Annotated in this window: 6 protein-coding genes; all 6 read left to right on the top strand. The window is 52.8% G+C overall.

Annotated elements, in window-relative coordinates:
- Positions 1-116: 116 nt before the first annotated feature.
- Positions 117-8,258: an S-layer homology domain-containing protein gene (locus M3194_RS26230; protein ID WP_251657060.1), complete on the top strand. Its 8,142-nt coding sequence runs from the start codon at positions 117-119 to the stop codon at positions 8,256-8,258.
- A gap of 203 nt (positions 8,259-8,461) precedes the next feature.
- A complete protein-coding gene (locus M3194_RS26225) occupies positions 8,462-9,682 on the top strand; it encodes a HupE/UreJ family protein (RefSeq protein WP_251657059.1) in 1,221 nt (406 codons plus the stop codon).
- A 17-nt stretch (positions 9,683-9,699) separates the two neighbouring features.
- A complete protein-coding gene (locus tag M3194_RS26220; RefSeq protein ID WP_251657058.1) occupies positions 9,700-10,761 on the top strand; it encodes a permease in 1,062 nt (353 codons plus the stop codon).
- A gap of 12 nt (positions 10,762-10,773) precedes the next feature.
- The gene (locus M3194_RS26215; RefSeq protein ID WP_251657057.1) at positions 10,774-11,712 is read left to right on the top strand and encodes a TIGR03943 family putative permease subunit; all 939 of its coding nucleotides are present in this window, start codon (positions 10,774-10,776) and stop codon (positions 11,710-11,712) included.
- 38 nt (positions 11,713-11,750) lie between these two features.
- On the top strand, positions 11,751-12,611 hold the full coding sequence (locus M3194_RS26210; RefSeq protein ID WP_251657056.1) for a cupredoxin domain-containing protein: 861 nt from the start codon (positions 11,751-11,753) through the stop codon (positions 12,609-12,611).
- Between the two features lie 148 nt (positions 12,612-12,759).
- Positions 12,760-13,812 (top strand): CapA family protein, encoded by a 1,053-nt coding sequence (locus M3194_RS26205; protein ID WP_251657055.1) that lies wholly within the window; start codon positions 12,760-12,762, stop codon positions 13,810-13,812.
- Positions 13,813-13,847 lie beyond the last annotated feature (35 nt).

Here is a 13,847-nt window from a genome sequence, read left to right as displayed (position 1 = left end):
TATCGGCGGTTTATTTGCCGTTGACAAGCAAGTCCTGTTTATTTTATCACCATACAGCTTGGCCTACCTCTGTTAAGGACTTTCTCATTACTGATTAATTGAACGGAGGCATTTGAGTGGGTTATTCGGCGTTAAAAAATAAACGCGTATTCGGCATCGTTTTATCCGTTATGATGCTTCTGACGCTGCTCCAACCGGGCAGCATGTTGCCTCAGGCAAATGCGGCATCGGCGGTAACGCTCGCGAAATGGGACGGGACCGGCACGGGAGTGGCGGATCTTCCCGCGAACCAGAGCGTTACGCTAGATATCAATAAGGACAAGAAAATCACGACAAGCTTGCCAACCGTGTCGTTCTCCAACGATGCATCGACTCCCGCAATGTCAGTAGTCAGCGGGAAAGATTGGAAAGTGGGCGATTACTGGCAGGTTTCCCTGGTGACCACCGGTTATACGAATCTAAAAGTATCGTCGACTCAACGTGGTTCAAATACGGGACCGAGAGACTTTCAGCTTCAATACAGCTTAGACGGGACAAGCTGGACTGATGTTGCAGGCGGCACCGTAAAAGTTCAAAACAATTGGACAACAGGCGTGCTAAGTAACGTAGCGCTGCCTTCCGGCGTTGATAATCAATCATTGATTTATTTGAGATGGACGATTTTTGACAATTTATCTGTTCGTGCGGGTACAGGGACATCTCCGGAAACGGATGCATTCCAATCCACTGGCACAAGCCAGATCGAAAATATCATCGTTGCCGGTGAATCGACTGACGGCTCCGGCGGCGACGGTGGAGACGGCGGCGATGGCGGTGCGCAAACAACGACGCCTCCTGTAACCAGTAAAATCACGTTCGTGGACGACTATTCGACATTGAACGGCGATGTCGGAGCCGTGCCTGCGAACGCGGAAGTTAAAGGATACGGCGCGGACAATACAACGCTTGGCAACACGACCGCCAATGCGGACGGTTCCTTTACTTTGGCGATCAGCAATCCGACGCATGCGGGTACCGTGGCGTTGACGGCAACGGAGACCGGCAAGGAAGAGAGCGCGAAGGTGAACGTATCGGTCGGACAAACAGCCGCTCCGAACGCTTCCAAAATCACTTATTCCAGCTACTCGACAGTGTCGGGAGCGGCTTCCGCCGTAGTTGGCGGCTCGGCCGTTACGGTTTATTTGGCGGACGGCACGACGCCGGCCGGCACAACGACAGCCGAAGCGGACGGATCGTTTACGGCTAGTCTTACCAATGCGGACGGCAATTCGAAAGTATTCGTGACTGCCAAAGCAGCGAATAAGCTGGTCAGCGCCATGACAGGCGTGAACTTTGCGATTGAGAACCCGAACAAAGCCAATCCGGGCGACGTTGTCTTCAGCATGCTGAACGTCAGCGGAACGGCAAACGGCGTTTACAAGAATAAGTTTTTCGAGCTTTATAATCGTACCGACCACGATATCAGCCTGAAAGGCTGGGTCATCGATTACACGGCATTGACCAATCCGGCAGCGACGGGAAAAGGAACCGTGCTTACCGGAACCATCAAAGCGCATGGTTACTATCTGGTGACCGGAGCAGCCAATACTAGCGCGTTGTCTGCCGTTCCGGCAGCAGCTGACGATACCGGATCGCTTGGGCCAAATGCAGGCTCGTCGGGCGGCGGTATCGTCATTCTGACGCAAGCAGCGACGGCGACTTCCGATCCGAACAACGAAAATATCGTCGATTTGTTCGCTTACGGCAGCGCATCCTCTTTCTTTGACGGCAAAACGTTCTTATGGGGAACGCCGTTTATCGCATCGGATATCGCAAGCGGCGTCATGGTCCGCAGAACCGAGATTGGCTCGGACCCGCGTGCGGCTGTTGGCATGCATAACGGTGCTTACTTCACGAAGGATCCGTCCAAGGATTTCGTGACCTTTGTGCCGAAATCGCCTGCGGCGCCGTCTGAAATCATCGTGAAAAATGCTTCTTATAAAGAAGCGCCCGTAGCTGCCAATATCACTTTTGACGGTTCAACGTCGGTGAGCGGCACGGCGGATGCCGTTGTGGCGAATTCCGCGGTGAAAGCTTATGCCTACGTTGGCGGCGCGTTCACGGCAGTTGGTCAAACGACGGCTGGAGTTAACGGTTCGTTTACGATGACCATCGAGAATGCGACCGGCATTCAATCGGTGTATCTCACGCATACATACGCCAATGCGGAAAGTCCGTATACGCGTATTGATGCTTCTTCCTACAACAAACCGGCCATCACGGCTATCAGCGACGTACGTGCTTCCGATGCAAAAGGCATGACGCAGCAGGCTGCTTATACGGCAACCGTGGAAGGTATCGTTACCGCGGCTAACGGAACGTTGGGTACGGAGCCGACCCATTTCTATATGCAGGACGCTACCGGCGGTCTTACTGTCATTGCCGGGGCGGCACCAAGCATTTCCATTGTACCGGGACACAAAGTGAAGGTTACCGGCACAATCGCATTTACGGCAGGCATGATTCAGCTTCTGGCTTCCTCGATGGAAGACGAAGGCGAACAAGAGCAGCCGGCCGCAGCAGCGTTTACGCTTGCGCAGGCTTCAACGCCGGCTGTTATGGAGCCGCTTGAAGGCAAGCTTGCCGCCATTAAAGGCAAAGTCACCAATACGGCTGCATCGGGCGCGGATACGGACGTAACGCTGACCGATGATGCGGGCAATACGTTTATCGTCAGGGTGACGGCAGGCTCGGGCATTGCTATGTCCGGCAATACCATCGAGTTAAACGAAACCTATACCTTTACCGGCATTGTTGGACAAGCCGACCGGGTAGCTCCTTATGACAGCGGCTACCGATTGATGCCGCGCAGCTCGGCGGACGTCAAGGGCGAGCTTCAATTCAGCCATACGCCTCTTGCGAAAGCTTATACCGGGGTAGACGTGGGCTTTGAAGCCATGGCGAAATTCGCCGATTCCGTAACCCTGTATTACAAAGGGGCGGAAGGCGAGGATTATCGCTCCATTCCGCTGACAGCCGCGGATAAGGTGCACTATAACGGCCATATCCCGCAAACGGATGTTCCAACGACGGGCAAGCTTTTCTATTACATCGAAGCGGCGTCCGGAGAGGTTAAGGCCGGTTCCGGCAGCAGCTTGGAGCCGATCGCTATCGATATCGTTGACGATCAAGACGGCCCTGTTATTACGAGCTTATCACCTGCCGAAGGGGACAAGCTCCAAACGCAGCATCCGGCTATCTCCGCATCTTACAACGATCCGAGCGGCATTGAATTCTCCGATGCCACGTTGAAGATCGACGGCGCTGACTATACACAGCGCACAACCTTTACGGCAACGCAAGCAACGCTTACGCTGACGACAGACGATGATTTGGCTGTTGGCGACCACACAATCCAATTGGTTATCAAGGACACGCTTGGCAACAAAACGGATAAGTCGTGGACGTTTACAATCGAAGAGCGTTTTTCCGGCGGCAATCATTACTACGGCACAACGCATAACCATACGAATATTTCGCATGACGCGCATGGGGATCCTCAAACCGCGCTTGATCAGGCCAAATATTACGGCTATGACTATTTCGCGTTCTCCGACCATTCCCACGATATTGATGCATCCATTCGGGGAACGGAGGCGGATGCAGCGACCCATGGCGGCATGCCTGAGCGCAAGGGCGGCGAAAGCTGGGCACTCACCAAGTCGCTCGCAAAATCAAATACGGTTGACGGACAATTCGTCGTATTCCCGGCATTCGAGATGACGTCGACGACTTGGGGCCACTCGAACGTATTTGGCACGGAGAACTTTATCGACCGGGTTGAAGACGGCGGCATGTACCAGGACCTGGACAAGTATTATTCGTGGGTCATGTCATACGATGACATCGTTGCCCAATTCAACCATCCGAACGCGCCAACGGGCTCGTTCAACAGCTTCCTGCCGTATAACAAACAAGTAGACAAGCTGTTCACCATGTTCGAAGTCGGCAACGGCTCGGGCAACTACTCTTACGTAAACCTTGAGAATATGTACTATAAGGCACTCGATATCGGCTGGCATGTTGCTCCAACCTTCGGGGAAGACAACCATGACGCGACTTGGGGCCAGACAAAAAGACGTACGGTCATAGTATCGAAAGATTTGACGACGGATTCCCTTATGGATGCGATGCGCAACATGCGCGTCTACATGACCGAAGATCCAAACGCTAAGCTGGACGCGACGGCAAACGGCTGGTATATGGGTTCGACCGTCGACAGCAAGACGCTGAATTTCAATATTTCGGGCAGCGATGACGTGCTCGAAAACAAATCCGACCCGCGTTACAGCTATATCGCGACGCAGTCCAACGATAACATCGCGAAGGCCGAACTGATTACGAACGGCGGCGTGGTAGCGGCATCGTATACGCCGGCGTCTAATGAGACTTCGTTCAACTGGAAGCCAACCGTTACGGTTGCAGGCGGACAGCAATGGTTCATCGTCCGCGTTACGCAAGCTGACGGAGACCGGATTTACTCCGCGCCGTTCTGGTCGGAGGAAGAAGCGGTCGCTGTGAAGGTTGGTACGGTTGTAGCCGCGGAAGGCGCCATTATTGGCGGCAATGCTGCGACGCTGAACGCTTCCATCAGCAACCAAGGCACGGAAACGATTAACGGCATGACGGTTTCGTACTACTACGATCAACAAGACAGCGGTCATTTGATCGGCCAGACGACAATCGATTCCCTGGAGAGCGGGAAATCAACGACGGCAAGCGTCATCTGGAGCAATCCGTTGGCCGGCAATCATGATATTATCGTGGTTCTGACTACGGCAGAAGCGACGTTAAACGAGTATCACCAATCCTTCTCCATCAAAGCGCCGCTTGGAAAGAAAATTCTGATCGACGCTTCGAAGAACAACGAGAACACGACAAAAGATACCGGCAGCTATAAAGACAATCTGAAGTCGTTTACGAACCAAATGAGACTTCAAGGCTATACGGTTGCCGAGAATACGGCGTCCGCAATTAACGACTCCGTTCTTAACGGCGCTGCCGTGCTCTATATTTCCCATCCGTCTGCGGCTTACAGCGCGGATGAAATTACGGCGATCAAAAACTTCGTCAATAGCGGCGGTTCGGTCTGGTTGGCGGATAAGAGCAACTATGGCGCCACAAACCAGAATTTGAATCCGCTTCTTGAAGGAATCGGCTCATCCATTGTGCTGAATAACGATGAGGTGGTCGATGAGACGAAGGACGGCAACTTCTGGAGCACGCCGCTGACTTCGAACTATTCCGTCCGTTTGCATCCTAAGCCGATCAGCAATTACTTGACGGATTTCGTATCGACAATCGAGTATTACAGCGGATCGAGCTTGGCGAAAAACAGCGGTGGTCCGGTCAAGGCGGGGCTGACCGACAGCGATACGGTAACGATTCTGGCAAGAGGCAATGAATCTACGTTCCAGCTTGCTTCACAGATGAAGAGCGATACGTACGCGTACAATGTCTCGGCTTCCCCGGCTCCTACGGATCTGACGGGAGGCTCGGCGATTCCGGTCATTGCGTCGGAAACGCTTGGAGCAGGAAGAATCATCGTTTCGGGCATGAATATTTTCAACGATAAGCAAATGGACGAAAGCTACAACGCAAAGGGCAATAACGAATTTGCGCTTAACGCGATCAATTGGCTTGCGCACCGCGAGACGGTTGTTAGCTCCATTGCGGAAGCGCGCGCGCTGCCAGTCGGTTCGGATGTTGTCGTACAAGGTACCGTAACATCCGATTCGGAAATCTTCTTTGACGCGTTCTACCTGCAGGATGCAACCGGCGGCATGATGGCGTTTAACGAATTGCCAGAGCATACGCTCTCCTTGGGAGACGTCGTGCGGGTATACGGCCATATCAGCGAATTCGAGAACAACATTGAACTTGAGTACAACGGCTTTGCGGCCAGCGTAGTAAAAGTCAGCTCCGGCGCAGCAGCTGAACCGAAGCCGGTCAGCACGCATGATGCGGTGGCTGCCGCAAACTTGGGTCAACTGGTGAAGGTGACCGGTACGGTCACTTCGATACCGGACAGCAATTCCTATGTTATCGATGACGGAAGCGGACCGTTGCTTGTGTTCGCGGATGGCTACATCGTTGATCAGAGCGGACCGATTCCGGTTCTGAGCGTCGGCGAAACCCTGCAAGCGGTAGGGTTGTCAGGCGGTTATTCCGGAGGCCTGCGGATCCGTGTACGGAATACGAAAGAGCTGTCCAAAGTGGAACAGACCGCTGCCGGAATAGCCGCGGCGCTGACCAGCCTTCCGGCACCGGCGAAGGATGCGACATCCTGGACATTGCCGGCAGCGCCGACCGGATTCACTTATGCAATCAAGAGCGTGACGCCAACAGGAGTAATAGCAACGGATGGTACTGTAACACCGCCAACTGAAGCTACTACGGTTCAAGTTGTCGTGACGGTAACAAGAACATCCGATCAAACAACGGCGGATACGGCAGCGATTTCGGTGATCGTTCCGGCGAAGACACCACCTGGTAATGACAATGGTGGTCAAAAAGAAACCGCAGCTGAAATAGCCGCGGCGCTGACCAGCCTTCCGGCACCGGCGAAGGATGCAACATCCTGGACATTGCCGGCAGGACCAAGCGGATTCACGTACACCATTAAGAGCGTGACACCAGCAGGCGTAATAGCAACAGATGGCACTGTAACACCGCCAACGGAAGCTACTACGGTTCAGGTTGTCGTGACGGTAACAAGAACATCCGATCAAACAAAGGCGGATACGGCAGCGATCTCGGTTATCGTTCCAGCGAAGACGCCGGCCGAACAGACCGCTGCTGGAATTGCCGCGGCACTGACAAGCCTTCCGGCACCGGCGAAGGATGCGACATCCTGGACATTGCCGGCAGCGCCAAGCGGATTCACGTACACCATTAAGAGCGTGACGCCAACAGGCGTAATAGCAACGGATGGAACGGTAACACCGCCAACTGAAGCTACTACGGTTCAAGTTGTCGTGACGGTAACAAGAACATCCGATCAGACAACGGCGGATACGGCAGCGATCTCTGTGATCGTTCCGGCGAAGACTTCTAGCAATAACGGAGGCAACAACGGCGGAAATAACGGCGGCGGCTCGACCGGAACGCCGACTAACGTTACTCCGATAACGGCCGACATGCTTAAGCAAGGCGTTACCACAGTAGTCTTGAAGCCGGACACGACGGCATTCAGCTTGCCTGGCAATGCATCCGATCTTCTGAACGGCCATCCGTTAGTTCTTCAATCGGGAAGCGTAGAGCTGCAATTGCAGCCGGAGCTGCTGAAGCAATTGACGGCACAAGTGCCTGGAGCGGACCTTTCGAAGGGGACGATCTCCATCCAGATGTCGCCGCTAAGCACGGCTGACGCCAGCCAAGCGATTGATAAGAGCGAAACGGGCAGCCATTCCGTCATCCAAGTCGAAGGCCAGATTTATGAATTCAGCCTTTCCTTCACGACAGCTGCCGGCGAGACATCGAAGCTCACGCAATTCAATGAGCCGATTACGCTCCACCTGAAGGTCGATCCTTTGGTTGTAGCGGCAAATCCGGGACTGTATGGCATCTTCTATATCGGTGATGACGGCAAGCTGGAATACATCGGCGGCGAATACGCAAACGGCGTAATGACAGCTCAGATCCGCCACTTCAGCAAATACGCCGTACTGAAGGTTACCCACAACTTCAGCGACGTAACGTCGAGCTTCTGGGCGCACAACGTTATTCAAGAAATGGCTGCCAAACAAATCGTCAACGGTACGAGCGATACGACCTTTGAACCAAACCGGGCGATTACGCGCGGCGAATTCACGAAGCTGCTCGTCAATGCGCTTAAGCTGACTGCTTCGACGAGCAAATCGTTCTCGGACGTACCAAGCAGCGCTTATTACGCGGAGCCGATCTCGATTGCGTACAGCAATGGCATTGTGACCGGCCGTACCGTAACAACGTTTGATCCGCAAGGCATCATCACCCGCGAGGAAATGGTTGCCATGATGATGAGAGCTTATGCGGTTGTGAAGAAACAACCACTTGATACGGTAAACGAATCCTCGTTTGCGGATATGAGCACCGTATCGGACTGGGCTAAAAATTACGTCAATGCCGCCGCCGAGCTTAAGCTGATTAATGGCCGCTCGGGCAATAAATTTGTTCCGCAAGGCATCACTACCCGCGCGGAAGCGGTGCAAGCGATTTATAACCTGATGAACAAATAGAGTCAGCAGTATCGCATTAATTTTTTAAAAAGCAAGCCAGGGTGCCCCAGTCGCCAGACCGGCACCCTGCTCCTTGTTTTTCTTGAAATATAAGAAAGTATAAGTTTTCTCTATACTGTGCTTATATTTCTCCGCGATAAACGTATGCTGCTCCTCCAAAGGACGGCGCAGCCGTTTACGCTTGATCGAAGGGAGACCGGATCATGTTTGCGCTCAAATTAGGAAAGGTTATCGCCGGTATTGGCGGCACCATTGCTATTGCATTGGCGGCCGTTTCGTTTCCGTTGTCGGCATCCGCGCATGCGTACAGCGCAAGCTATACGACCGTGGATTTGACGAAATCCGGTACCGTTGTCACTTATGCGATTGACGAGCTATCCGTCATCGAATGGGTAGGCGGCGATGCCAACGAGAACAAAATGCTCGAGCCGGAAGAGTTCGAAGCGGACAAAGATCCTTTTGCGGAAGTCTTTGGCAAGAACATAACTTTGAAAATAGGCGGGAAAGCTCAGGCGCCGGTTCGGATCGAGAACTATTATCTGGACCGCAAAGGCGATGCGACGCAGGTATTTATGCAGGTTCGTTATCCGGCCGCATCCGGAGGAGATTCGCTCTCGCTTTCAGATACGCTTTACGAGAAAGATCCCAAAACCAACTACGTCAATTTGCTGACGATCCATTACGGTTCCGGCCAAAGCACCGCGGCATTAAACGGCGGCGACCGGACATGGGCGATGCAAGTCACCGATGATCAATACGCGGCATTGCCGGCGGATGTACAAGCAGTCGCCGCAAGCGGAGGAGATCAAACTACCGATACGGCGGGAGATGCCGCAGTCCCGGACAGCGCCGTTGCAGAAAGCGGCGACAGCTCGACTTCCGGATGGTATTCGTTTTTCAAATTAGGCATGCATCATATTCTCGGCGGGTATGACCATCTGCTGTTCCTGTTCTCGCTGCTGATTGCCAGACAAACGATCCGGCAGTATTTCGTCATGATCACCGCGTTCACCGTCGCGCACAGCATAACGCTGACCATGACGGTCCTGGGCTGGATCCATGTTCCGGGCGCGTTTGTAGAACCGATGATCGCATTAAGCATCTGTTATGTAGCGATCGACAATATGGTGCGTCCGAAGGTCAGCTACCGCTGGATGCTTACGTTCTTGTTCGGCTTGATCCATGGCATGGGCTTCGCAGATATTCTGGTTGGCATGAATATTCCCCATAAGGAGATGGGCGTTGATCTGGCAAGCTTTAACCTGGGCATTGAGGCGGTCCAGCTCGGGATGGTTTGCATCGCGCTTCCGATTATCTTGGGTATTCATCGTTTCCGGCATGCGAGAACATTTGTATTGGCCGGATCGAGCACGGCGCTGCTATTAGGCGGGATTTGGCTTGTTGAACGGGTATTCATCGGTTGATTCGGGAGCGTGAACATATGGAAAATACGACAATGCAACGCAGGACGGCATCCTCGCGCACCAATCTCTTCGCTGCCGTCAGCCTGCTGATTATTCTCGGGCTTTACTTATTTTCGAGTAAAGCTTCCGGGACCTGGCTGGCCGATCCCAAGCTTCAGTTGTTCAAAACCTTATTCATCAGCATCATGCTAGAAGCCATGCCCTTTATTCTGGTTGGGGTAATCGTATCGGCGCTGCTGCATGTTTTTGTATCGGATGCTATGATTCGCCGCTTTATCCCTTCCAATCCCGTGCTTGGAATTCTGACGGCAACGGTGCTGGGCATCCTCTTCCCGATCTGCGAATGCGGGATGGTACCGGCTATTCGCAACCTTATTCGCAAAGGAATGCCAACGCATGTAGCCGCGGCTTTTATCCTGGTGGGGCCGATTATTAACCCGATTGTTTTTTGGTCGACGTTTACGGCTTTCCGCAGTCATCCCGAAATGGCGTATATGCGCATGGGGCTCGCTTTCGTTATTGCTTTCCTTGTTGGCCTCATTGTCTACCGCTTTGTGCGATTCGATCCGCTGCGGGAAGCAAAGAATGCTCCGATCAGCCACGCCCACGAGCATGCGCATGCTCATCATCAGCATCATGATCAACATGATGCTGACCATGAACATTCTCAGGCTCACCGCTCAGGCAAAATCGCCGAGGTTATGGGTCATGCGGTGAGCGAATTTTTCGATATGGGCAAGTTTTTATTAATTGGCGCGATCTTGGTTGGTCTTTTGCAGACCTTTGTCTCTAACGCCGACTTGATGGCCTTGGGCCATGGTCCCGGCAGCTCGAACGCGCTGATGATGGTGCTTGGTTTTATGTTGTCGCTCTGCTCGACGTCGGATGCTTTTGTCGCGCAGTCGTTTCTGAACACCTTCGATAAAGGCGCGCTGCTTGCCTTTATGGTATTTGGTCCGATGCTGAATCTGAAAAGCCTGCTTATGATGCTTGCGGTATTCAAAGCGAGGTTCGTGCTTATTATAGGCGCCTGCGTGACCGTGCTTGTGTACGTCGGCTCGCTGCTTGTCTTGAACTAGGGAGGGAAAACATTGATACGCTGGAAACCCGCATTTACCGAAGCCTTTGACCACTCCTTTAAAGGGCTTATTCTAATTGGCTTTGCTGCGCTTATCCTTTACTTGTGGCAAACGGGAGATATGCTGCTCTACATTGCGCCCGATCTGGTGCCTTATGTCGTGGCGGCTTCCGTCGTATTGCTTGCGCTGGCAGGCTCCCAATTCCGTCTGGCCGCTCGTTCGCTTCGGGAGAAGGTCGTCGTCTGCGACTGCGGGCACGATCATGAACATGATCATGGAGCCGCGGGGCATCGGCAAGGAGGCACGCGCCTGCTGCTCAAGAAATCGGGCATATACGGTCTGTTCCTGCTGCCGCTGCTCCTTGGCGCTGCGCTTCCGAACACGGCATTTGCCGGAGCGCTTGCCGTCAATAAAGGAATGAACATGGGAGCGGTTCCCGTGGATGACGGGAAGGCGGATCTCGAGCTTGTGGAGCTGGAGGGCAACGTGGACAGCGGACTGAAGGAGCTTTTCCGCACACAGCCTTACAACCTCGATTATGCGAAGCTGGGCATGCTCCTCTATCAACAAGACCTGATTGAAATGAAGGATCAGTGGTTTATTGAGAAGCTTGAGGCTATTAATCGCTTCGTGGACAATTTCCAAGGGAAAACGATTCAGATTACGGGCTTTGTTTACCGGGACAAGCAGCTGCCTGGCGGTCAGTTGATCGTTGGCCGAATGGCGATGACGCATTGCATTGCGGACATTGCGCCTTACGGCATGATTGTCGAGACTCCTTCCGCGGATGATTACGCCAACGATACATGGATTACGGTGACGGGCACGATTGGCAAAACGCAAGCGGGAGGGCGAGATATCATGAAGATTGTCGCAACCGATATCGAAGCAGCCGAGCCTTCCGCGGTGCCTTATGTATACCCGGATATCAACTTTGCATCAAAGCTATAACATCATTCTATTAAAACGTCGAGAGAGAGGCTCCTTTTATGGGATTAGATATTGGAAGCTTATTGCTCGTGCTGGGTGCAACGGTATACTTGATGATCGCGGGAACGGCTAACAGGACGATCGCGATAGCCCTTATCTTCCTTGCGTCCGCGGCGCTTGGCTTCCTGCTTATTGAAACGCTCGATTACAGGCTGGGACTATCCGCCGTAATTGCGGGGGCTGCGGTAACGGCTTTGGGCATGGGTTATATGAAAAAATACGGTGTTGCAACGGCTGTTAACGCCGCCATTACGGGATGGCTGGGTGCGGGAATCGGCTTGTTCGCAGGCGCGCGATTCTATGTATCGGATGCCGTCATGATTAGCGCAGATATAACGTTTGTCGCTCTAGCATTCCTCATGCAGAAGGCCGCCGAACGGTACGATCGAAATGCATCGGAGCCCGCAGGGACGAAGAGGAAGTCAGCGGTGAAGACAAAACGCGCATTCTCCGGTGTTCCGGCGTCCGCCGCGTATGCGGTGGCCGTTGCCCTATTTTTCTCCGTGCTGCTGTCTCATGCGAATCACTCAAACGCGGCCAAGATTGGGCAAACGTCAACCGCCGATGCCGTATATGACGCCGACAACGGCTTTCAGACGGCTACGGTTGAAGTGAACGGGGCAGGCTTTAACCCTCGCAATATCAACTTCCGATCGGACGTTATGATTAAGCTGGTGTTCCATGTTACGTCGCTGTCCGCGGACGGCATGACGTTTGTCTCCGAGGATTTGAACCTCGAGGCGCCCCTGCATAAAGGGGATAATATCTTCATGCTGAAGAAGGCTCTTCCCGGCGTTTACGGCTTCACGGTTCAAGGCTCGAGCGTGAAAGGCACGTTTACGGTGCAGGCTATTTCTTGATTGATTCCATACAACGGCAGCGCATGGTTAAACTATGCACTGCCGTTTTTATTTCCTTCCATATGAGTTATCTATTTCTTCTAACAAGCATACACATTAGTAGTCTTGCTTTGGAAGAATTATAGATTCCATGGAGGGTTCGATGCGAATGATCGTGCTTAAGTATTTGGCAGCTTTGCTTATTTTTCTTGTCTTTAATCTGGAGGCGGCGGGCAATGTTACCGCTGTAGCAGCATCCGTAAAGTCTGTCCCTAAAGAGGATAAGCCCATTGAGATCAGCTTTGGCGGGGATATTTTGCTGGACGGGAAGGTAGCAGCGAACATCGAGAAATATGGAGTGAATTACCCTTTCGAGAAGGTCCGCGATATTTTATCGGGTTCGGACATCAGCTTCGCCAACCTGGAGACGCCGATCTCCACACGCGGGCAAAAGGCCAATAAAACCTATACCTTCCGTTCCGCTCCCCAAACGCTCCAAAGCATCATCAATTCCGGAATCGACGGCGTATCCATCGCTAACAACCATACGCTTGATTACGGGGTTAACGCATTAGCCGATACGCTCGCTTACCTGGATGAGTACAAGCTTGGACGGACCGGGGCCGGCCGCGATATCGACGAGGCTTTTACCGCTTATTCCAAGAAAGTTAACGGCAAGAAAGTAGCCATTGTTGGGATCAGCCGGGTGCTGTCCGGCCCAAGCTGGTATGCGGGGGATGGCAAAGCAGGCATCGCTTCGGGATACGACTTCGATACGATGATGCGCTACGTCAAGAATGCGGTCAAATATTCGGATCTGACAATCATATATATCCATTGGAACAACGAGTACCAGGATTATCCGGAAGATTATGCAAGGACGTATGCCAAGGCTTTTATCGATGCCGGCGTGGATGCCGTTATCGGAAGCCATAGTCATTGCCTGCAGGGGATCGAGACGTATAAAGGCAAGCCAATCTTTTACTCGCTGGGCAACTTTGTATTTACGCCAACGCAGCGTTCCAATAAGGCATACGACTCCATGATTGCTACTCTGACGTTTGACGGGGACAAGGTAAGCAGTAAAATTACGCCGGTCAGATTAGAAAATACAAGGCCGATTCTCCGAAACGCGGCTTACAATGAGACGACCTACTCGAAGCTGAACAAGATTTCCTTTAACGTTAGAATCAACGAGGACGGATCGGTAACGGCAAAATAAAGAAGAGGTTATGAAGAGACTCCAGCGAATATATT

The sequence above is a fragment of the Paenibacillus glycanilyticus genome (genome assembly GCF_023715145.1).
GTDB classification, from domain to species: Bacteria; Bacillota; Bacilli; order Paenibacillales; family Paenibacillaceae; genus Pristimantibacillus; species Pristimantibacillus glycanilyticus_A.
The sequence above is the reverse complement of the archived record's forward strand: the minus strand, read 5'-3'. Positions and strand labels throughout refer to the sequence as shown.